The sequence below is a fragment of the Streptomyces roseifaciens genome (assembly GCF_001445655.1).
In the GTDB taxonomy this organism is placed as follows: Bacteria; Actinomycetota; Actinomycetes; order Streptomycetales; family Streptomycetaceae; genus Streptomyces; species Streptomyces aureoversilis.
The window spans coordinates 2,350,897-2,371,954 of sequence record NZ_LNBE01000003.1 but is presented as its reverse complement, the minus strand read 5'-3'; the positions used below and the strand labels follow the sequence as shown (position 1 = coordinate 2,371,954).

Below are 21,058 nucleotides of genomic sequence, written 5' to 3'. Positions count from 1 at the left end.
GAGGATCGTGTCGGCTGCCTTCACTGCAGCGGCCGCGCAAGGCAGTGCCCCTGGAGCACGTACTCCGATCGGTAGGCTCGAAAGCGTGCCTGCCATTCGCCAGAAGCCCTACCTCGTCACCGCGATCGAGGACAAGCGCGGGCTGCTCGCTCATGGAGACGGTGTGGCACTCCACCGTCATGCCGACGGGCAGTTGCTGTATCCCTCGGCGGGTGTCCTTGCCACCACGACGGAGCGAGGCACGTGGGTCGCCCCGCCCAACCTGGAGTTCTGACGGACGAGCAATGGGCGGTGCTGGAGCCGTTGTTACCGAGAGGGGCGAGAAGCCCCGGCTGCCCGCTGACGTGAGCCCGGCGACAGCTGATCGCCGGCATACGGTTCCGGGTCCGCACCGGTGTCCCGTGGCGGGACATGCCCGCCGAGTACGGACCCTGGGGTCGGATGTACGGCCTGTTCCGCCGATGTCAGCGGGACGGCACCTGGCATCGGATCTTCACCGCGTTGCAGGCCTGGGCGGATGCCAAGGAGCTGATCACCTGGGACCTCAACGCAGACTCCGCGATCGTGCGCGCCCACCAGCACACCGCCGGTGCGCGTGAAAAGAGGAGTTCCAACAGGAACCGCCTGGCGGTGTCGCCTGCGGGCCGGACGACCACGGGCTAGGTCGCCCCGTACTGATCCGACGACAACTCGAACACCCGTACTCGCCGACCGCAGGTGGGATTGACGGTCTCACGGACCGGATGCATCCCCAGTTTGGTCATGATCCGTTCGGAGGCGTCGTTGCCCACTTGAGCGATGCTGACGATCCGCTCCAGCCCTCGCTCTTCGAACCCGAACCGCACAGCGGCCGCAGCGGCCTCGGTGGCCAAGCCCTGCCCCCAGTGGGAACGCCCCAGCCGCCAGCCGACCTCAACCGCCGGCAGTACCTCCGGCAAGAAGTCGGGCACCGAAAGGCCGGTGAACCCTGCCAGCTCGCCAGTGGACCGGATCTCCACGGCGAACAGGCCGAAGCCCTGCGACTCCCACTCGCTCTCCCATGCCTGGACCCCGCCGCGAGTCTGGTCTTCGTCACGGACGCTGCCGTCACGGATCCACCGCATGACCTCGGGGTCGGCATTGACGGCAGCCATGGGCGCAACGTCTTCCTCGCGCCAGCGACGCAGGATCAAACGAGGAGTCTCAAGCGTGACCATCCAATCATTCTGGATCACAAATGGGATCTCCGCCATCATCAGCCGCCCAGCGCCGACAGCGCCTTGAGCCATGAGTCAGTCATCTGCACGCCCCTGGCTGCGCAGCAGCCGTGAGGTCTGTGCCCACAGCCCGTCCAGTACGGACGGGTCGTTCGCCAGCTTCGCGAACATGACCATGCCTTCCAGCTGAGCGAGAACCGCGCGGGCGTTGGCGCGGGTTGCGGATGGGGTGGGGATCGCGTCCTGCTCCGCAGCGTCGGTCAGTGTGGCGTGGACCAGGTCGATCTGCTCGTCGAAGATCTCTGCCAGCCGGGCCTGGACGACCGCGTCCTGGGTGCTCAGCTCCAGCGCCAGGTTGCCGAAGAGGCAGCCGTTGACCGCGCCGCCCTCCGCCTTCGCCGTGCGCTGGGCGGCGGCCTGGTCGAGGAGGAGCCGCTCCAGCCGGTCCTCCGCCGGTCCTTCTCCGCGCAGGGTCGCCACCCAGCCGGTCCGTTGGGCCGCCCAGTGGGCGTTGATCGCCTCGATCGTCAGGGCCTGTTTCGACTCGAAGAAGTGGTAGAAGCTGCCCTTCTTCACGTCCGCGCGGGCACAGATCTCGGCGACGCCGATCGTGCCGTAACCACGGCTCAACATCAGGCCGCAGGCCGCGTCCAGCAGTCGTTCCCGTGCCGTGCTCGTCCGTCCCATGGCGATGAGTATACGTCCGGTCAACTATCAGGGGTGGTTTTTAGTTGACCGGTCGTCTACTGTCCTCGTCATGCGGTGGGAAATCCGCCCACCACTCACCTGACCTGCGAGGACTTCGCCATGCCTCAGAACGTCACGATCGTCGTCGCCTTCCACAGCGGATACGGCCACACCGCCCGCCAGGCTCGTGCGGTCGCCGCCGGAGCCGGTTCGGTGCCCGGAGCGCAGGCCGAGCTGTGCGACGTGGCAGTCGTGGACGAGCGGCTGTGGGAGACGCTGGCCGCCGCCGATGCGATCATCTTCGGCACGCCGACCTATATGGGCAGCCAATCCGCCGTCTTCCAGGCCTTCGCCGAGGCCAGCGCCCCGGTCTGGGCGGAGCAGGGCTGGGCCGGAAAGCTCGCCGCCGGTTTCACCAACTCCGCCGGCGTCAATGGCGACAAGCTCAATGTGTTGGTCTCCCTCGCGCTCTTCGCCACCCAGCACGGCATGAACTGGGTCTCGCTGGGTCTGCCGCCCGGCGGCGAGTACTCCACGACCGGAACCCCCGAGGACCTCAACCGCCTCGGCGGTTTCCTCGGCGCGATGGCCCAGTCACCGTCCGACCTCGGCCCGGACCGGGCCCCGTCCCGGGCGGATCTGCGGACCGCCGAGCACCTCGGGCGCCGGGTGGCCGAAACCGCGCTCGAGCAGGTGTCCGGCCGTACAGCGCTCGCCCTCGCGCGGTGACAGCCCCGACCGCAGACCTCCCCCGACTCCAAGGAAGACTGTCATGACCGACGGAAAGCCCTCTTGGACCCGCAGCCGCCTCACCGGGCTGCTGGGCATCGAAGTCCCCATCGTGCAAGGCCCGTTCGGCGGCGGACTGTCGTCCGTGGCACTCGCCTCCGCCGTGTCCGAGGGCGGCGGGCTCGGCTCGTACGGAGGACACATCCTCACCCCGGACGCCATAGGCGCGCTCGTGGACGAGCTGCGCAGGACCACCACCCGGCCCTTCGCGGTCAACCTCTGGGTCCCGCACCCCGACGAGGCCGCCGTACCGCCCGACCGTGACCGGACAGCCCATTACGCCGGGCTGCTGCGCCCCTGGTTCGAGGAACTCGGGCTTCCTGCAGACGGGTTGGACGATCCGCCACCCGCTCCTGACTTCGCAGAGCAGATCGACGCACTGCTCGCGGCGGAGCCGCCGGTGATCAGCTTCGTGATGGGCATCCCCGACAGCCGGGTGCTCGACGAGGCCCGGCGCCGGGGCATCCGGACCGTCGGCACCGCCACCACCGTCGAGGAGGCCCTCGCGATCGAGGCAGCCGGCATGGACGCCGTCGTCGCCTCGGGCAGCGATGCAGGCGGGCACCGCGGCTCGTTCCTGCGCCCCGTGAACGAGTCCCTCGTCGGGACCTTCTCCCTCGTCCCGCAGGTCGCACAGGCCGTGTCGATCCCCGTCGTGGCCGCCGGCGGCATCGCCGACGGCCGGGGGATCGCCGCCGCGCTGACCCTCGGGGCGGACGGAGTGCAGATCGGCACCGGCTTCCTGGCCACCGAGGAATCCGGCGCGAGCGCCGTCCACAGAGCTGCACTCAACGGCCCCGACGCACGCACGACCGTACTGACCCGGGCCTTCTCCGGGCGGCTCGCACGCGCCATCCCCAACCGCTTCACGCGTGAGACCCTGGCCCACGAGAACGAACTGGCACCCTATCCGCTCCAGTACACCCTTACCCGGCCACTTCGCACGGCAGCCGCGGCACACGGCCTGACCGACTACGTCAACCTCTGGTCCGGCCAAGCCGCAGCACTCACCCGGCCCCGAAGCGCCCACGCCTACCTCGACGAACTCATCACCGGAACCGAAACGGCACTGAACCACGTAACACTTGGACGCCCCTAGCCAGTAGAGGTTGATGTGAGAGCCGCGCACCCCGACCGAAGCACCCACGCGCTCACCGGGGCTCTCATGCTCAGTTGCGCCAGGGCGCCCAGGTCCGCGTGGCGGCGCACAGCTGACCCGCGCTACGGCCGGGTTCGGCACATGCGTCGAAAGGGTGGCCCTGGCGGAAGCGGTGGCGCAGCTCCGTAGGGACATGCGGAACACCGTCGCGCAGCAGGCACGACAGCTCGGAGTCCTTGCCCCTGGGTGATTGCTGGTCTGTACGGGTTCGGCAGTCGGCGCGGGCAGGGCCGGGCAGTGGCCGGGCAGCAACGTCGATCAGGTCGGGATCCTGGGCTCAACCCGCACTGCCCCTGTCGAGCCTGAAGATCGACGGCAGCCTGGCCCCGCCGACATCGCCCGGGGTTCTACACCGGATGGGCGTGCGGCACCGTTGCGCCCCCAGCCCGATCCTCGACACCCGCATGACCAGCCGCGCGGCCGCCGACGGCGTCTGGGGTAACGCCTTCGGCCAGGCCGGCGCACGGGCGACTTCCACGACGGCAGATACGGCCTCAACCTGAAGAACTCGGGTGCTGGAGCCTCTGGGGTACGGCGACGTCTCTGCCGGCACCCGTTTCTGGACGGCCATCAACAACCATCCGACCACCCCCTGGAACCTGACGCGACAGCCCCGGAGAGGCGACGGTCGGCCCCGGGCGCTGGCAGCGGCATCCGACTTTTGTCGCCCCCGGAGAGCGCGAGACAGCCGTAGAGGGGAGAGTGGAGGTAGGCCGTCGCCGCGGAGCCGTGCGGGAGGAGGCTGCCTCACTATGTCCGATGACCTGATGGGTGACGAGGTCTACCAGCCTGCCCGGTCCGACCGCCGGGACAACCCTGGTGACCTGGACCTGGAGAACGCGCTCGACGACGATCTCTACGACCAGGTGCTCGACGCGGGCTACTCGCCCCCGGAGATGCCGCTCGGCGTGGGGCACCACGGTACGACGGCACGCGAGCAACACGAGCGTGAAAGCCTCGACCAGAGGCTCGCCGAGGAGGTCCCCGACATCGCAGTGACGGGTGGGGACGACATTGGCGATCTGCCTGGTGGGGATGGCGAGCCCATCGACGAGGAGGTCGGCGGTGAGCGCGCCGGGCGCCTGGCCGCCACCATCGATGCCATGCCCCCTCGGCGCAACGACGTCTTCGCCCGGGACGTGGGAATCGACGGCGGGGCGGCCTCCGCGGAAGAGGCGGCGATGCACATCGTGCCTGATGAGCCCGTGGTCGAGTTCGGTGATGACCTCAACGTGTGACGACAGTGCTCACATGCGGCGCAAGGAGTCCTCTCGCAATGTCGCAGGTGCGCTCCGGCACGTGTCCCCATGTCCGGCGTGCCGCCGTCCACGCTCCGGCAAAGCGCGGGTGACGTAGCCGGCGCCCGGACCGTCGAAAAGAGCGATCACTGCTGCGAGCTCGCGGGCATCCCCTGATCTACTCAACGGCACCTCCGGGGCGCAGGCGCCACCAACAGGGGCGATCCAGCACGCACCCGTCACCCTGTGTGAGCAGAATGGAATCGCCGCCCCCGTACCCGCACCCGTGACCAGCCGACCGCGTCGGTCGGCAGATCTACGCAACACATCCCGCCGGCGGGGCAGCCGGCGCGGCGCCCCTCCGGAACTGTCATCCGGGCGCTCAGGCGGCCAGAGGCAAGACCGCTGCTATCGCGTTGCGCTCCTTGCGGCCGAGCAGCGGGAAAGTGATCTTCAAGCCCTGGTCTTCGGTCGGCGAGGAGACGACAAAGGACGAGTTGAGCAGGCGCTCCTTGATCTCCGACCGGACGAGACCGGCGCGTGGAATCGTCATGAGGTGTTCCTCCGGACGAGCGAATGTCGGGTTCGCCCGGAAAATAAAGATGTGGCGGTCGGTCATGGCCAGGTACATGGGGATCCGCGCCGGGATAACCGTCATGGCGCCACCGCTCATGATCGCCGATGCTGCCGCGAAGACCGCGGTCCTGCGCACGGAGACGGAACTCAGGTTCACGATGGTCGCCACCTCAACCTGCTCGCCGGGCTCCAGCATGGGGTCGACGGCAGCCAGCAGCAGTCGGCGACGCTTTCCGTTCACGGGTGGTACTCCTGAAGGGTTGGGTGTGAACCGGACGGCACAGTCCGTCCGGCACGCGGTAGTCCGCCCCCCCCAGGCACCGCCGCAAGATTCCGGCGCCCGGAAACACGCACGCGGTCCGTACTCCTGCGAAGCCCGGCCGACGCGAGTCGTCGGCATACCCTGCCACACCCGATCACCAACCCCGCCCCGAGCCCGCGAATTGGGCGGACAATGCCGCGCGTGGATGGCGCAGCGCAGCAAACACCAAAAGGGGCCGAACCCTCAGAACTCCAGGACGAGATGCCGTGGCAAGCCTCGCCGCCCGTCTGGCGGAGATGGTGCGGGAGGTGAGGGCCTTGGCCGCTCGCGCGGCGGCTTCACCACCAAGCTGCACCTGAGTGCGGACGGCCGCTGCCGCCCGTTGTCCCTGGTTGCCCACTCCGCATCATTTGGATCGCCGCGCCCCATGCCCAGAGCAACGGTCTAGGCACGAGGCAGTCACATGGCCCGACGGACTCAGGCGAGGGTGAGGAGCGGTTCGAGCTGCGCTGCCCACTGCGGATACCGGGCGGCCTTCTTCTCGTGCATCGTCATGATCTCGTCGGCCAGCGCCGGGTCCATGTCGTCGGAGAGGTCAGGGCCGATGGCGATCCTGGCCAGGTGCGGAATGATCTCGGGGTCTCCAGCCAGGTGGACCGGGTCGTGCATGTACCGCTCCAGGGCCGCCAGGTCCTTGATGCCCACGCAGTAGGCGTGGGTGAAGCCGTCGGCGGGGTCGGCCAGGCTCTGCCCGACCGTTGCGAAGGAGACCGATTCGACGGACGCCGTGCGCCGCATCAGTGTGAGCACACGGGCCTTCTGCTCTTCGGTCGTCCCGTCCTTGAAGGCGAACCGCAGCATGTGAACGATCATGGGCTTCCACTTCCTTGATTGAACTCGCGGGTTCAGAAAACCTTCCCCGCTGGTAGTTCACTAGAATGAACGCATGAGTTCAGCGGCGTCAAGCAGACCCAAGGCTGTCCCACGCGGGCGTGCCGACAAGCGGAACGCGATCCTGAACGCTGCGTTCGCCGTCTTCGCGCGGCGCGGATACGCGCAAGCGTGCGTTCAGGAGATCGCGGAGGAGGCAGGGGTCGCCAAGCCGACCGTCTACAGCCATCTGAACGACAAGGAGACCCTGTTCCGCCATACCGTCGAGACCGCGGCTGACGCCCTCATGGCGGAGAACCTCACGGCGATCGAGCACCTTCGCGATCGGGCGCCGGACGAGGATCCGCGGGCTGCGCTGACGGACCTGGCGCACCGGCTGGCGCGCATCTGCTGCGGCGAACGCGCCCACGCGCTGCGCCGGCTGACCTACGCACAAGTGGCACAGTTCCCCGACCTGGTCGAGATCGTGCAGGAGCGCACCGCGCACCGCCCCAGCGCGGCACTCGCCGACCGACTGGCCCGCCTCTCACTGGCCGGCCGCCTGCGCCCATGCGACCCGGAGCAGGCCGCCGAGCACTTCTTCGCCCTGCTCACCGGCCCCCTGGAGTCCCGCTCCCGGCTGGGCACGCGCCGCGTCCCGGCCGCCGAGCTGCGCGACACGGCGGAAGCGGCCGTGGACACTTTCCTGCGCGCGTACGCGAGCGAATAGGACTGGCCGGCAGATCAGGGCGAAAACGCCGCCTCTACGGCATGATCGGCCGGACAAGTCCTAGGCCGGAGCGTGGCAGCAACTGCATGAGAGGGCTCCTGGCAGAGCTGAACCGGCGCGCAGCCAGGGACCTCGCCATCGAGGAACCTCATCGCTGGTGCGTACACGCACGCTACTGAAGTCGTGCCGGAATGCCGACTCCATGCCGGCCCGGGTCTTCGGATGAGGGGGCGGCCACTGCTTGAGGGGACGACGCCCTCTTCCACGCCGCGGCGCCCAGCACACCCGCACGACAAGAGGCAGTGGCCATCGGGCGATCAACCCGCGGCCCGCCCGTCGCCACTCCCGCTCCCCCACCGCTCGCAACTACCGGCCGAAACTGCCCGAGCCGAAACCCGGTGCACTTCTCCACCCACGCCATACGGGGCAGATGCCCGCTCACCGAGTTGCGCAACACGCTTTGCAGAGTCCTGCAGCAGCTGCGCCGCCTTGATGAGTCGGGGGGATCATGCGCAAGCGCACCACCACCATCACGGCTCTCGCCGCAGCCGGCCTGTTAGCCATCACTGGATGCGACTCGAACACAACAGCAGTAGCACCGACCAGGACAGCAAGCCCCCGGCTGTCCAGGACACCGCCAAGGCCGTCGACGCCGGCGCCAAGACCGCAAACCTGCCCGACATGAAGGGCAAAGGCCTCCAGTCCGCGCAGGACCAGGCGCAGGCGGAGAAGAACGCCGGCATCCCGCCGGACCCGGAAACGCCCACGGACGGTGGCCCACGGGCCGAACTCGGCAGGCATCTCCCGCCGCTGGGACTGGACCGGAACCGCCGGATCACCCCCTCGAACTGCTCCCGCAACCGCTCGGGATACGGGCCGAACCTGCCGATCGGCAGGTTGGGCTCGATGAACTTCCGCTGATCATCCGAGAGTTGCCTGCGCGTCACGACCCAAGCCCTACCGGGCTCCCGGCAACTGGAGGGGTTATGGCCAGGGCTCTGCGCCGAGCGAGCTTGGTCCGCGATGTCACCCGTCGCTCGGCCACCGCGACCGCCTGCACGCAGAAATCCTCCGGCTCTTGATCGATTGGCCAGGGCATGGCCGCCGGAGGACTCTCGATAGGAGGGAAGAAGGTGGTCTACGTGAATCGGATGGCGTCGTTGTGCACGGCCGGGGGCGCCATGGTTGTGGTCGCGCTTTCCGGTGTCGCAGACCCGCAGGCATACGCGGCCGGTGACGACCGCGAGAAGCGCAGTGCAGAGGTTCTCCAGGAGCTGGTGCCTTCCGCCGGTGGCCCGGGCTGCGCGGCCGCGGTCGGCAAACGCGGTGATGTCGTCTGGGAGGCGGGGAGAGGGAAGGCCGACCTGGCGACCGGGCGTGCCATTACCTCGAAGACGGTCTTCGACATGGCATCCAATTCCAAGCAATTCACCGCAGATGCCGTTCTTCTGCTGGCCGGGCGGCATCAGCTCGCACTGAACGACCCCCTGTCCGACTTCCTCGACAACCCGCCCACCTGGACCCGGGGTGTCACGCTGGGTGACCTGATGCATCACACCAGCGGCATTCCCGACTACCAGGATCTGCTGGAGGCCAAGGGCATCCAGCTGACGGATCCGGCCGGTCAGCAGGAAGCGATCGCGGCCATCCTCGCCTCACAGCCGGAGGATCCGCCAGGTATGCGTTTCTCCTACTCCAACTCCAACTATGTCCTCCTGGCCCATGTTGTAGAAAGGGTCACCGGCAAGCCGTTCCCGACGTTCCTCCAGCAGGAATTCTTCACCCCGCTGCACCTGCGCATGACTTTGTCCCCGGCAGTGGACGTTCCCGGCAAGGCGAAGTCGTACGACGAGAAGGACGGCTCCTTCACTCCGAATTCGTCCCCCTGGGAACAGTACGGAGACGGGTCCATTCAAACCACCCCTGGGGAATTCGTCCGCTGGGCCGACAACTACCGCACCGGCCGCATCGGTGGTCCGGAACTGCTCACCGGAGTCACGGAAGGGGCAGTGAGCGTGGGCGACACCCTGCGTCAGCGCGGCATCGAAGAAGGGTGGTACGGGGCCGGAATCCTCCTTCTCCCCGACGAGAGCCTGGTGCACCGCGGCGACTGGGAGCAATTCCACAGCACCTTCAAGGTGAGCCCGGACCGGAACACTGCAGTCACCGTGGTGTGCAATGTGGATTCACCCGACAATTTCCGTGCAGCAAACCAACTGCTGGACATCTGGACCAAATGACGGGTCGGCCGACGACCTCCTGATCCCGAAGGCCGCCGACTGATCGCAACATCACACAGGGCCTGATCGGCACCCGCTGACCGCCGCGCTCCGAGCCGCCCTCCTCCAGTGGGCCGCACCGCCGAGTGGCGGCGGCCCGACCGCTCAGGCCAGTCGGGGGTGGTAGAGCGCGCGGGCGCGAGGAATGTCGACGGGCTCGCCTTCAGGCAGCTGGAGGAAGTGTTCCATCTGCCAAGTCTGCGTGCTGCGGGCCTGCCGGTTGGTGGTTGTCACCCACGGCGGATAGACGCGGAAGGCCCGTTTCCCGCCGGAACCGTTCGTTGACAAGACTCCTCGTTCGCAGAGCACGTCCCGCGAGAACACGAACTGCCCGAACCGATCACCCTCACGGGTGCTGATGACGAAGAGATCAACGGGATCTTCAGCATCAAAGGGCTGGATGGGTCCGCCCACGGACCTCTTCCAGACCGTGACGAACTGACCGACCTTCGTCGGGGTCGTCTTGGCCACACGGAACCTCACCGAGAGGCCGTCCACCGTGAACCCGCAGGCCCCGTACTCGGCGCTCTCCGCCTCGGGTACCGGCTGTGAGCACGTGAACCCACTTGGGTCATACACCAGCGCCTTCGCCCTCAGTAGATCACCGGGGACCCCGGGACCCCACAGCCCAGGATCACGGGCGCCGAACCCCGAAGGGACCTCACGTTCCATCGCCATGCCTACATCCTGCCAGATATCGAACGCGTGAACGAATTCGTCTTGGTCTCCGGCGCCCGGTCACAACCGCCTGCCATCCGGCCCCGGCGGCCCGCCCCGGTCGTGCGATCCGCAGCAGGACAGCCGCCGCATCACGCCCCGCCGCCGGGCATCGCTGGTCCGTCACCCGGCTGAAGGTATGCGGTCGCGCAGGACCCGCCCCGGTGTTTGGCTGAGAGGACCGCGGCTGCCCGAGCGGCCCCCGCGTGTCCAAGTCGTCCGTCCTCTGTCTCCGGCCCCAGGGCCGGGGACGAGGAGAGAAGGGTGCGTCCTCATGCCGAACAAGGGGCAGCAGTTCCGGGTCGATTTCGAGGGCATCAGCCTGCCCGATGAGGCGGTGCAGCGGATCGAGGCAGCCATCCGCAAGGCCGTCCTCACCGAACTGGCCACCGTCGACGTCCAGGCCCAAACCCTCGACCTGCTGGCCGACGACCTGACGATCGGCCGCATCGGAGGGGGCCACACCCAGGGCATCCGCGTGCGGCTGGTCGAGGCCTAGATGCCGCCCGCGGACCCCGACACCGAACCGGCACCGGCACCGGCACCGGCACCAACCCGGGGAACCGCGGAACGCGGCACTCTGTGCCCCAGCTCCACCTGCCACGAGGGAGCCGTACTCATCGCGGTCCTCGGAGAGGACGGGCGCCTCGGCTATCTGCGCCCCGCGATGCGCGTCGACGAGCAGTTCATCGAGGCGTGCGCGGGGCACGGCGACCCGGAGTCCCGCTTCCGGTTCGCGGACACCTGCGCGCAGGGTGACTGCGAGCACTGGAGCGGCCGGCACTGTTCCCTGATCGGCCGCCTGGCCGACGCCCGGCCCGAAGCCGCACCGGGACCGGGCGACAGCGACAGCGACAGCGACAGCGAGACCCTGCCGAGATGCGGAATCCGCGCCGCATGCCGATGGTTCGCCCAGGACGGACCGCGCGCCTGCGGGGTCTGCCCGCTCGTCGTCTACCGGCCCACCGGAATCAAGCCGTGAGCGACAGCCTGGCAGGCCCCGAGAACCTTCCCGAGATGCTGCCCGACTGCGCCGCCGCCCCCGTCCCGGCATTGCGGTCCATGTTCGTCGGCATCGTCCACGGCGCCCGGATCGCACGCCAGGACACGTCTACCAGGCGTCCGCCATACGCCGCAGGGACGCCAACGGCATCCCCGTGGCTGTCGCCGAGAGCCCTCTTGCACTCTCCCCGCCGTAGCGGGGGCCTCGGTGACCGTCGTCTGACGGACCGGCGCCGTTGCGGGCACAAGGAATACGTCCGGGCCGCGTCACACTGACCTCATGCGTTTGTTCGCCGCAGTGATCCCTCCTCAGGCTGCCGTCGACGAGCTGGCAGCCGAAGTGGCACAGCTGCGCGCCGCCCTCCCCGAGCGGCACGGCCGGCTGCGCTGGACCCACCCCGCCACGTGGCACTTCACCCTCGCCTTCCTCGGTGAGGTCGACGAGGCCCTGCTTCCCGAGCTGAGCGAGTGCCTCGCCAGTGCCGCTCACCGGCACCCGGCGCACGAGCTGAGGTTCGCGGGCGGCGGCCGGTTCGGCGACCGGATCCTATGGGTCGGGGCGACCGGGTCGCTGGAGACCCTGGCCGGTCTGGCCCGCTCCGCCACCACCGCGGCCCGGCAGGCCGGGGTACACATGGACGACGCCAGGCCCTTCCGCCCCCACCTCACCCTCGCCCGCGTCACCGGGCATGTGAACCTCAGGCCGTACGCGGAGGAACTGGCCGAGTTCCGGGGCCGCCGGTGGCGCGTCGAACGCCTGGAACTGATGCGCAGCAACCTGCCCGGGACCGGAACCGACCCCGGGGCCGTCGGCGAACGTCCCCGGTACGAGACCGTGGCGGCCTGCCCCCTGGGCACCCGCCGGGCCCCCTGATCAGGCCGACCCGAGCCCCCAGCTGCAGCGCTGCACCATCAGTAGTAGCCCTTACGGCCGTCGAGCAGCTCCCGGACGGCGTCCATGTGGCCGGCATGCCGGGCAGTCTCCTCGACCATGTGGATCAGCATCCACCGTAGGCTCGCGCCGGCTGAGCGGTAGTCCGGGTGCCGGCCGATCTCGTCGAATGAATGGGCCGCCACGATCTCGTTCGACACTGCGCACTGCTTCTCGTACTCGCTCAAGAGCTGGGCGAGCGGGATGCCTTCCACCATCATGTCGGCGTCGTCCATGTCGGCGTCGTCGTCGGGACCCTCGAACCGTGGTCCCTCGGCGGGACGGCCGAGGAAGAGCACCTCGAACCACAGGTGCTCGACCCAGCGCAGGTGCGAGACGATCCCCGCCATCGTCATCAGGGGCGAGGCAGGCAGCACGGACCGGTGGGCGTCGGCTTCGGACAGCCCCTCGCACTTCCATTGGACGATCGCGCGCTGCGTGTCGAGCCAGCCGAGCAACTGGGTCCGCTCGTCCGCGGCGAAGGGAGGGCGGATACGGGGAAGTGTCATGCTCGCGGAGGATACTCCCGGGCGATTTGCCGGCGCAACGAAATTCCCTTCACAGCACCATAGGTGACGGGGTATCAGGACGATCAAGGCCCGGGCGGTCAGCGGGGAGCCGGGGGGCGTGGCCCGACCACCATCGCAGAGGACAGTCGTCGATGCTGCGGGAGGCGGCGCGTTCTCGTCTCCCCGGCGGTGCCTCTCCGCTCATAGCGTCTGCGGCGACGAACACGCGCGCATCCACCTGGAGGCACCTGTGATCACGTCACAACGGCTGGGAACGATGCTGGCAGCAGCAGGACTGGGGCTGGTCAGCCTCTTCGCGACATCGGCCGCGACGCCGACCACGGCGCAGGCCGAGACGAAGGTCAATGCGAAGGTCAAGGCGAAGGTCAAGGTCGGCTTCATGATCGCTTCGAACATGAACAACAGATGCCTGGAGGTCAGAGCGGGCAATCCCGGTATCGGGGCGCTGGTGGGCATGTGGGACTGCCACGGCGGCTCGAACGAGCGGTGGTACTGGGACGGGCTGACGATCCGCAGCGACCTCAACGGCAAGTGCCTCGACGTGGTCGCGGGAAACGCGGACAACGGCGCCTCCCTGAACATGTGGGACTGCCATGGCGGCGCCCCCCAGCAGTGGGTCTGGGACGGCGCCCGCCTGCGCAATCCCGTCTACAACAGGTGCCTGACCATCGCCAACGGCAACTGGTGGATCGGGGCCTCCGTCCTCACGTGGGACTGCAACCAGGGCAACAACCAGCTATGGCACACGACTTGAGGAGAGAGAGCACAGCCTGGCGCCGAGCTGACGGGCCGGCGCGGGCCCTGCGGCCCACCGGCAGAATTCAGGATTCAGCCAGTGGGCCGCGCCCTCGCACCCTCAGGAAGGCGGTGACGGGACCGGCCGCCGCCCGCGCCGGCGGCTGCCATCCGGACACCGTGGTCAGGCGCTCCCGCACGACGGCGGGCGGGTGACCAGCCTCCGGTGCTTGCCGACGAGGACCACGTCCCAGTACCGGTTCTCGTAGCCCATGCCGATCGCCACCGTGTCCGGGCTCATCAGCGCCTTGTAGAACTCGTTGTTCGGGTCCGGGTCCGTGGCCATGTCCGCGAAGTAGCCGTCGTGGTCGTAGCCCTGGAACAGGTACTCGAGGATGTGGGGTGAGTACACGTTCGCGTCGCTCAGCCGGGCACGCAGGTCCCGTCCGTCACTCCCGACCTGGGTTAGCCGGCCCATCCGGGCCATGTCGCGGGCGTGACGGCGCGCCGCGTCGGAGACGGGGTTCGAGATCAGCAGAGAGGCCAGCCGCCGCTTGGTCCGCTCCTTGTTCACCTCGCACACGATCCGGTCCACGTTCGGGTAGTACACCTGTCGCGCGGCCCCGGACACGCCCCTGTGCGCGGCCGTCGGTCCGGGCGGCAGGGGCCCGGACGGAGCCGCATGTACAAGCGGCACGGCGATGAACAGGACGGCGGACAGGGCAGCGGCCAGAGCGGGCGCGGTGACACCGACGCGTCGCGCGCCGTGCCTGTTGCTCGATGTGGTCATGCCTGTCACAACGCGTGCCCCGGTGCAGGGTTTCGCCCGGAGAGAGTGCCGCTGGGGTAGACGCGGGCCTCGGGAGCAGCAAAGGCCTCCCTCCTGACCGAGGAAGGCCGACCGATAGCGATAGCCGATGCTCGGCACCTTTCGTTGCGGGCGCTGCGGCCGCCCGCAACGGCGCGCTGCATCTGCCGAGGCTTCCGCACACCACGGTCGCACTCGCCGCGAGCCGGACAGGCGCCGGCGCGGGCAGCCCCCCGTGGACAGTCGGTCACTCGCCCGACCGTGGGCGGACCCCGCCGCCGGTCCTCAGTCCCTGTCGTCCGCGCATGCAGCACCAATGACGGTGCCGAGCTCGCCCTTCCCCTTGCTTCCCTTGCTTCCCTTCTCTCCCTTGCTGCCCTCGTTTCCGCCACCGCGCAGGAAGTCCTCGGCGACCGCGCAGTGCAGAGCGACTCCGGCGGCCAGCGCCTCCTCGTCGTAGAGCACGCGGTCGGAGTGGTTGTCCGGAACCTTCCCCGGCACACCGCCGGGCGGGCAGGCGCCCAGAAACACCATCGCGCCGGGGACGCGCTGCAGGACGTACGAGAAGTCCTCGCCGCCCATCGTGGAGTGGGGGAGCTCGTGCACGCGGGAGGGGCCGAGGGCGGCGGCCGCAGCACGGCGCACCAGAGCGGTGAAAGCGCGGTCGTTCTGCACCGTGGGGTATCCCTCGGGGAGTTCCACAGCGACGGTCATGCCATGGGCGGCAGCCACCCCTTCGGCCACGCGCGTGATGCCCTCGCGCACCGTGCGGCGGCTCGCCTCGGAGAGCGTGCGGTACGTGCCGGCCAGCTCCGCGGTCTCCGGGATGATGTTGAACGCGCTTCCCGCCCGGATCGTGGTGATCGTGAGGACCGCGGGCTCGAAGATGTCGACAGTCCGGGTGATCATGGTCTGGAGGGCCTGGACGATCTCACAGGCGACCGGGACCGGATCGAGCACCCGGTGCGGGCCGGCCGCGTGCCCGCTCCGGCCCCTGACGGTGATCCGCACGAGGTCGGCGGCAGCGTACTGCGTGCCCGGCCGGACGTGGACGGTGCACGTCTCGTTGCGGGCGTTGATGTGCAGGGCGAACGCCGCATCCACCGCCGTGCCGTCGGCCAGGGTGAGCAGCCCCTCCTCGATCATGGGCAGGGCACCGCCGCCGGTCTCCTCGGCGGGCTGGAACATGAAGACCACCCGCCCCGCCAGCCGGTCCCTGCGAGCGCTGAGCAGCCGCGCGGCGCCCACGAGCATGGCGGTATGCGCGTCGTGCCCGCACGCGTGCATGACGCCGGGTACCTGGGAGGCGAAGGCGAGGCCGGTGTTCTCCTGCTGCAGCAGGGCGTCCATGTCCGCGCGCAGGAGCAGAGTCCGCCCGGGCCGTCCGCTGTCGAGCACCGCCACCACCGAGCTCAGCTTCCTGCCGAGCGTCACCGTAAGGCCCAGGCCGTCGAGGGCCTCCAGGATCGCCTGCTGGGTACGGGGCAGGTACGCGCCCACTTCCGGGATGCGGTGGATCCGGCGCCGCAACGCCACGACATCGGGCAGCAGCTTCCGCGCCTCGGCCAGCAGGCCCGACTCCGGCCGGACAGAACCGGTTCCGTCGATCAGCACGCGCGCCTCCACAACAAACGGGGTTGTCCTCCGGCAGAGGATGGTGCGGCAGCGGTCGTCGACGCCATGAGACCACACCTGGTCGGTCACCGACAGAGCGACTCCGCGGCACGGGAACGCGGCAAATCGCGTGCTACGCGGCCGCGTGCCAGGCAGCCATCGCGTCCTGGCACGAGATCATGCCGATCCCCCCACCACCGGCCGCCCGACCAGTTTGCCCGGCGCCTGGCCGGCACCGCCCTGGTAATCGACCCCGTGCCCCCTCGGTGCACGCGCGTGCAAGTTGAGCCGCATGAGCGCCATGGTCGCGATCGTGATCGCGGTCGCGGTCGCGGTCGCGTCGGCTGCTTGGCCGTACGTGTCCGTTCCGGGGTCAGTGGGCGGGCTCGTCGGCGGGCTGCCTGGCGGTGGGGCGTTGTTCGAGGGTGATGTCCACGCCGCGGGCGCTGTGGTGGTAGGCCGGGGAGAAACCGGCGCGGGCGAGGGCCTCTTCCTGGGACGCGGCGGTGCGGGTGGCGGCCTGGCGGGCGCCGGAGGAGAGGTGGTTGCAGGTGATGTGCCAGACGCGGGGCGTGTGGGTCAGACGCTGTTGCAGCAGGTCCGGGTCGGCGGGCAGGTTGTCCAGGGCGCCGATTCCGGCGGCCGTCCGGGCCGTGCCCAGGTCGGGGCGGCCCGCGAATGCCTCCTTGAAGGCGGTGGCGATCAGGCCGCACCGGGCGCCGCTGAAGAGGACGGCGTCGCCGGGGGCATCGTGGATGCGCAGGGTTCTGATCACTGCGCGGGTGTCCCATTGGCGGCTGTCCTCCTGGCGGATGGCGAGGTGGGACGCGGCGAGGGGGACGGCCGGCAGGAGTACGAGCAGCAGCTGCTGGCGCGGGGGGACGACGGTGGCGGCTGTCGCGAGCAGCAGGGCCAGGGCCGGCAGGCAGAACAGCAGGTAGCGGTAGGCGAAGAGGGGGTGGCCGAGGGAGACGGACATGAGGAGCAGTGGGGGGACGGCCAGCCAGGGCACGCCGACGGCGAGGGCCAGGGGCGGGGCCTTGTGCCGGCGCACTGCAAGGAGGGTCAGGGCGGTGAGGGCCGTGAGGGTGAGCAGGAGTTTCAGTGCGGTGGGGAGGGTGTCCTGGCCGGGGGTGAGAAGCCAGGTGAAGTAGTTGAACGGTGTTGCGGCGGTGACCGGTGCGGCTTCGCCCACGGCGGAGCTCTGGGCGGAGCCGAGGATCAGCAGCGGGACGACGGCGGCGATGCCCGCGGCCTGGGCGAGCAGCAGGCGTACGACGACGCGGCGGCCGGGGCGCCGGAGGGCCACGGTGACCGCGTGGGCGGCCACCAGCAGCAGTCCCAGCACGTTGAACCAGCCCAGCAGGGCTATCAGCACGGCATAGCCGGCCAGCCACCGGCCCCCGCCACGGCCACGGCTGGTCAGGACCTTCACCAGGGCACCCGTGGCCAGTACCGCTGCCGCCATGACGAAGGCGAACGAGCGGGCCTCCTGGGCGTACCGCGACGCGGTCGGCAGAACGGCGAGCAGTAGCCCCGCGCACAGCCCGAGACGTGGACCACCGAGCAGCCGCCCCAGCCAGGAGAGGCCGGCTACCGCGAAGGCCACCGCCACCGCGGAGGGCACCCGCGTCGTGAACTCGTTGAGCCCGGTCACCTGCCCGACCAGGTACATCAGCACGTAATGCAGGCCGTGCACTGCGTCGACCTGACCCAGCAGCTCGATCAGCTGCGACCAGGACCGCCTTGCCACGTCGATGGTGACGATTTCGTCGGTCCATGCGGAGGGGTCGGTGTTCCCCCATATTCCGAGGCCGAGCCCGACGACCGGCGGCGCCCACCCGGCCGCGCGCATCCAGCGGGCACGGCCGGTGGACGCGCCGGGTATGACAGGCATGGCGGGGTGGGGCGAGGTGGCTGTCACGGTGATGCTTTCGTCGCTGGCGCTCCCGCACCGGGGCGGTGCTGGGACGGGCGGCGAACAGCATCGTGTGTGACACCGAGCAGGATGCACCCCCCACGTTCGGTACATTATGTGCAATACGGACTCAATATCCAAAAGGGCGGTGGCTGCGACCCGCACAGCCCGGGCACCGGCGCCGGGCAATCCCCGCCCCAGCCGGGCGTCCAGAGCATCACGCCGAGCAGCCGGACAGCGCCCGGGCAACGCATGATCCAAACCGGGGCCCTGGGTCCCTTGCCGACCCGCGCCCAGGGCCCTGGCCCTAGTCCTGGTCTGCGATCCGCCGCGCAGCTCCAATCGGAGCCCATAGCCCGTAGCCCGTAGCCCGGCGTCAGGGTGTTCGGCCTCCTGCGCGTCTCAGGACAGCCGCTACCTCGACGTGCTGGAACAGGGCAGCCTTGGCGGGCTGCCCTGGGGGCGGGGCTCAGCAGCTGTAGTGCTGCACGACTCCGGCGATCTCGTTGAAGATGGACGAGTCGTAGATGAACTCCCGCGACCAGTGGTACAGCGGCGGCGGGTTCCCGTCGTCCATTTCCGGGCTGTCGAACGTGGGCGTCTCGAACAGGGTCAGCCCTCCGGCGTTGCGGACCGTGAACCGGGCGTGCCAGATGTCACCGGTGCTCGTCGAGAACGTCCGGGTCGTGCAGCTCCACGTCCCCGAGTCGTCCGTACGGAACTCGATGCGCCCGTTGCTCTGCTCGCAGTCACCGGCCCGCAGGACTCCCCAGACGAACGCCCTCGACGCGAACTCCCCCGGAGGATTCTCGACAGGCTCCCCTGCGACGCTCGACCCGATGCACTCCCCCATGCCCTCCCCCTCTCCCGCCCCGTGCCGCCGGCAACGAGACGTGACGACGTCGCTCCAAAGGCTACTCCGGATAACGGAAAAGAGGAGATACATCGGAAGAAAACCATATTCACGAGATACATGCGTTTATATGACTGGCCGTGAGTCCAGCGCGCCCCGGGCATCCCCCAAGGTGGTCAAGGGTTGGGCCCGCCGCCGGCATCCGTGGCCGTGATACCGGCGGCGGGCATGGTGCAAATGATGCAACCGCTATCAGGCTTCGTAGACGACCCGGCCGTCGAAGACAGTCATGGCCACGGGCACGCCGGTGATCTCGTCCGGGGACGTGGTGCGCAGGTTGCCGCCGAGCACGCACAGGTCGGCCACCTTGCCCACGCCCACCGAGCCCTTCCAGCTCTCGGCGAAGTCCTGCCAGGCGCCGGCGGTGGTGTAGGCGGCCAGTGCCTGTTCCAGGGTCAGGCGCTGCTCCGGACCGTGCACGTCGCCGCAGGCACCGCGCCGGGTGATCAGGGCCTGTACGCCTGCGCGCCAGTTCGGCGCGTTCACCGGGGCGTCCGAACTGCCGAGGAGCGGCACACCGGCGTCCACCGCCGAGCGCCACGGCAGGAAGGCGTCGCCGGCCGGTCCCTGTGCCGCTCGGTGGATCGCGTTGGCCCAGCTTTGCGCCTGCGGCCCGAGGCCGATGCGGTACCTGGCCATGGTGGGCAGGAGGCTCTCGGGGACGAACGCGCCGTGCATCGCGATGTGCCGGGCGTCGGCTCGCGGGTGGCGGCGCAGGGCCGCGGTGAACGCGTCCACGACGGTGGGGACCCACCGGTAGCAGTGCACCCCCACCTGGTAGCCGGCGGCATGGGCGATACGGACCATCTCGGCGAGTTCGGCCGCCCGCTCCTCGTTCGTGTTCCCGGCGACCAGCAGGTCACCGCCGCTGTCGGAGAACAGCTTGACCCCGCGCACCGCGAACCGGCGGGGGTCGACGCCGGTCGGCGGCGTGAACTCGCGCAACGCCTTGTCGACCGCGGCGGCGGATCCGCCGGACTGGGAGCAGGGCAGGAACAGCGCGCTCACCCGCGCGTCGAGGGTGCCGGCCCGGGCCAGGTCCACATAGGCGTTGAGGGTCTCGATGCCCTGGGTGCCCCCGCCGAGTCCGTCGCCGCCGGGTCCGAGGCCGGGGTCGGTGAAGCTGGTGATGCCCTCCGCCCGCAGGCGGGTGAGCGCGTCCTGGATCGCCTGCTTGCGCTGCTCCCGTGTGCGGGGCGGGAGCAGCAGTTGGACCAGGGCCTGCCCTCCGTAGCGCAGTACGCCGGTGGGGCGCCCGTTGGCGTCGTAGTCGACGCCGGGCTTCCTGGTCCCGTTCGGCCCGACGTCGGTGATCCCGGCGATCTCGAGGGCGCGGGAGTTGACCGCGCTGACGTGATAGCCGCTGTCCTGGAGGAACACCGGGTGGTCCGGCGAGACGCGGTCGAGGTCGTCGCGGTTCGGCTCCCGGTTCTCGGCCAGCCGATTGGGGTTCCATCCGGCGCCCCGGATCCACTCCCCCGCCGGGGTGCGTCCGGCCTCGGCTGCCACGGCGGCGACGATGTCCGCGACGGACTTCGCTGCGGCCGGGCCGAGATCGAGCGCGTACGGCGGGAGGTTCAGCCGGTACACCGCTGCGTGCAGGTGGGTGTCGTTGATGCCGGGGGTCAGCGTCCGGCCTCGCAGGTCCACTGTTTCGGTGCCTCTGCCGGCGAATGCCCGGGCGCCGGCGTCCGGGCCCACGTAGACGATCCTGCCCGCCCGGACGGCCACGGCCGTTGCTCGCGGGCGCCTCGGGTCCATCGTGATCACATCGCCGTTGTGGAACACCAGGTCCGCGGCGCCCGATTCAGAAGCGGCAGCCCGCCCCGTACCACCGAGCAGTGAAGCAGCCGCAGCGGCTCCTAATATCCGGCCGACGCCCCGCCGGGAGATCGTCGCGGGCGGGCGTATGTCAGGTGAAGTCAAAGCAATTCTCCTGTTTTGCGTCATCTACATAAGGAGCTGGGAACGAACGGAGGATGTTCCGGTGAAGGGAGATGCGTCAAGTGGCGAGCCCTCCCACGGCGAAGGCGGCCTCCACGCCTGTGCAACGGCAAGGCGGGCTCTTCGGCAAACCCGGCGGCGGGAGACCGGCAGATGCTCC

Annotated in this window: 22 protein-coding genes and 2 pseudogenes; 11 read left to right on the top strand and 13 right to left on the bottom strand. The window is 69.5% G+C overall.

The genetic code is table 11. From position 1 onward, the window contains the following. Positions 1–85: 85 nt before the first annotated feature. Positions 86–274 (top strand): cupin domain-containing protein, encoded by a 189-nt coding sequence (locus AS857_RS15970; RefSeq protein WP_058043753.1) that lies wholly within the window; start codon positions 86–88, stop codon positions 272–274. 167 nt (positions 275–441) lie between these two features. Further along, positions 442–663, top strand: coding sequence for a hypothetical protein (locus tag AS857_RS41405; RefSeq protein ID WP_245700164.1), 222 nt, complete (start codon positions 442–444; stop codon positions 661–663). On the opposite strand, the gene AS857_RS15960 is transcribed toward AS857_RS41405, so the two are convergent. Beyond that, positions 660–1,196 carry a GNAT family N-acetyltransferase gene (locus AS857_RS15960; RefSeq protein ID WP_079110462.1) on the bottom strand — a complete coding sequence of 179 codons (537 nt, stop codon included), beginning with the start codon at positions 1,194–1,196 and terminating at the stop codon, positions 660–662. The two genes, AS857_RS41405 and AS857_RS15960, sit on opposite strands and share 4 nt — an antisense overlap. A gap of 75 nt (positions 1,197–1,271) precedes the next feature. Then, positions 1,272–1,883 carry a TetR/AcrR family transcriptional regulator gene (locus AS857_RS15955; RefSeq protein WP_058043752.1) on the bottom strand — a complete coding sequence of 204 codons (612 nt, stop codon included), beginning with the start codon at positions 1,881–1,883 and terminating at the stop codon, positions 1,272–1,274. A 120-nt stretch (positions 1,884–2,003) separates the two neighbouring features. Between AS857_RS15955 and AS857_RS15950 the strand changes: the two genes are divergently transcribed. From AS857_RS15950 to AS857_RS15940, 3 genes are all read left to right on the top strand, one after another. Then, entirely contained in the window at positions 2,004–2,612 is a 609-nt protein-coding gene (locus AS857_RS15950; protein WP_058043751.1) for a flavodoxin family protein, read from the top strand. A gap of 43 nt (positions 2,613–2,655) precedes the next feature. Continuing rightward, entirely contained in the window at positions 2,656–3,771 is a 1,116-nt protein-coding gene (locus AS857_RS15945; protein ID WP_058043750.1) for an NAD(P)H-dependent flavin oxidoreductase, read from the top strand. A gap of 812 nt (positions 3,772–4,583) precedes the next feature. Next, positions 4,584–5,069, top strand: coding sequence for a DUF5709 domain-containing protein (locus AS857_RS15940; protein WP_058043749.1), 486 nt, complete (start codon positions 4,584–4,586; stop codon positions 5,067–5,069). Between the two features lie 44 nt (positions 5,070–5,113). Here the strand turns inward: AS857_RS15940 and AS857_RS41400 are convergent. The 3 genes and pseudogenes from AS857_RS41400 to AS857_RS15930 all read right to left on the bottom strand — a co-directional run. Then, positions 5,114–5,267: pseudogene (locus AS857_RS41400) on the bottom strand (SDR family oxidoreductase); the annotation flags it as partial. Between the two features lie 184 nt (positions 5,268–5,451). After that, the gene (locus tag AS857_RS15935) at positions 5,452–5,886 is read right to left on the bottom strand and encodes a hypothetical protein (RefSeq protein WP_058043748.1); all 435 of its coding nucleotides are present in this window, start codon (positions 5,884–5,886) and stop codon (positions 5,452–5,454) included. A gap of 498 nt (positions 5,887–6,384) precedes the next feature. Beyond that, positions 6,385–6,780, bottom strand: a complete 396-nt coding sequence (locus AS857_RS15930; RefSeq protein ID WP_058043747.1) for a Dabb family protein — start codon at positions 6,778–6,780, stop codon at positions 6,385–6,387. 73 nt (positions 6,781–6,853) lie between these two features. Between AS857_RS15930 and AS857_RS15925 the strand changes: the two genes are divergently transcribed. Next, complete coding sequence (locus AS857_RS15925) at positions 6,854–7,507, top strand: TetR/AcrR family transcriptional regulator (RefSeq protein WP_058043746.1); 654 nt, start codon at positions 6,854–6,856, stop codon at positions 7,505–7,507. A gap of 672 nt (positions 7,508–8,179) precedes the next feature. Here the strand turns inward: AS857_RS15925 and AS857_RS38920 are convergent. Further along, positions 8,180–8,454, bottom strand: a pseudogene (locus AS857_RS38920) (transposase); the annotation flags it as partial. Positions 8,455–8,640: 186 nt separating this feature from the next. Here AS857_RS38920 and AS857_RS15915 point away from each other — a divergent pair. Next, entirely contained in the window at positions 8,641–9,747 is a 1,107-nt protein-coding gene (locus AS857_RS15915) for a serine hydrolase domain-containing protein (RefSeq protein ID WP_058043744.1), read from the top strand. Positions 9,748–9,891: 144 nt separating this feature from the next. Here the strand turns inward: AS857_RS15915 and AS857_RS15910 are convergent, their stop codons facing one another. Then, complete coding sequence (locus AS857_RS15910; RefSeq protein ID WP_058044178.1) at positions 9,892–10,458, bottom strand: MepB family protein; 567 nt, start codon at positions 10,456–10,458, stop codon at positions 9,892–9,894. 319 nt (positions 10,459–10,777) lie between these two features. Between AS857_RS15910 and AS857_RS38915 the strand changes: the two genes are divergently transcribed. The 3 genes from AS857_RS38915 (at position 10,778) to thpR (ending at position 12,379) form a co-directional block, all read left to right on the top strand. Further along, positions 10,778–11,002 (top strand): hypothetical protein, encoded by a 225-nt coding sequence (locus tag AS857_RS38915; RefSeq protein WP_058043743.1) that lies wholly within the window; start codon positions 10,778–10,780, stop codon positions 11,000–11,002. Next, complete coding sequence (locus tag AS857_RS15900; RefSeq protein ID WP_058043742.1) at positions 11,003–11,485, top strand: hypothetical protein; 483 nt, start codon at positions 11,003–11,005, stop codon at positions 11,483–11,485. A 300-nt stretch (positions 11,486–11,785) separates the two neighbouring features. Next, the gene (thpR, locus tag AS857_RS15895; protein WP_058043741.1) at positions 11,786–12,379 is read left to right on the top strand and encodes an RNA 2',3'-cyclic phosphodiesterase; all 594 of its coding nucleotides are present in this window, start codon (positions 11,786–11,788) and stop codon (positions 12,377–12,379) included. 38 nt (positions 12,380–12,417) lie between these two features. On the opposite strand, the gene AS857_RS15890 is transcribed toward thpR, so the two are convergent. Continuing rightward, on the bottom strand, positions 12,418–12,945 hold the full coding sequence (locus tag AS857_RS15890) for a DinB family protein (protein ID WP_058043740.1): 528 nt from the start codon (positions 12,943–12,945) through the stop codon (positions 12,418–12,420). A 250-nt stretch (positions 12,946–13,195) separates the two neighbouring features. Between AS857_RS15890 and AS857_RS15885 the strand changes: the two genes are divergently transcribed. Further along, the gene (locus AS857_RS15885; RefSeq protein WP_144440837.1) at positions 13,196–13,720 is read left to right on the top strand and encodes an RICIN domain-containing protein; all 525 of its coding nucleotides are present in this window, start codon (positions 13,196–13,198) and stop codon (positions 13,718–13,720) included. A gap of 165 nt (positions 13,721–13,885) precedes the next feature. On the opposite strand, the gene AS857_RS15880 is transcribed toward AS857_RS15885, so the two are convergent. The 5 genes from AS857_RS15880 to AS857_RS15860 form a co-directional block, all read right to left on the bottom strand. Then, positions 13,886–14,491, bottom strand: a complete 606-nt coding sequence (locus tag AS857_RS15880; RefSeq protein WP_107105590.1) for a CAP domain-containing protein — start codon at positions 14,489–14,491, stop codon at positions 13,886–13,888. A gap of 303 nt (positions 14,492–14,794) precedes the next feature. Then, positions 14,795–16,123: a M20 metallopeptidase family protein gene (locus AS857_RS15875; protein WP_079110461.1), complete on the bottom strand. Its 1,329-nt coding sequence runs from the start codon at positions 16,121–16,123 to the stop codon at positions 14,795–14,797. 373 nt (positions 16,124–16,496) lie between these two features. Continuing rightward, positions 16,497–18,020: a glycosyltransferase family 39 protein gene (locus tag AS857_RS15870; protein WP_245699875.1), complete on the bottom strand. Its 1,524-nt coding sequence runs from the start codon at positions 18,018–18,020 to the stop codon at positions 16,497–16,499. Positions 18,021–18,510: 490 nt separating this feature from the next. After that, the gene (locus tag AS857_RS15865; RefSeq protein WP_063804327.1) at positions 18,511–18,894 is read right to left on the bottom strand and encodes a DUF6294 family protein; all 384 of its coding nucleotides are present in this window, start codon (positions 18,892–18,894) and stop codon (positions 18,511–18,513) included. Between the two features lie 252 nt (positions 18,895–19,146). Then, on the bottom strand, positions 19,147–20,880 hold the full coding sequence (locus AS857_RS15860) for an amidohydrolase (protein ID WP_245699860.1): 1,734 nt from the start codon (positions 20,878–20,880) through the stop codon (positions 19,147–19,149). Between the last annotated feature and the right edge of the window lie 178 nt (positions 20,881–21,058).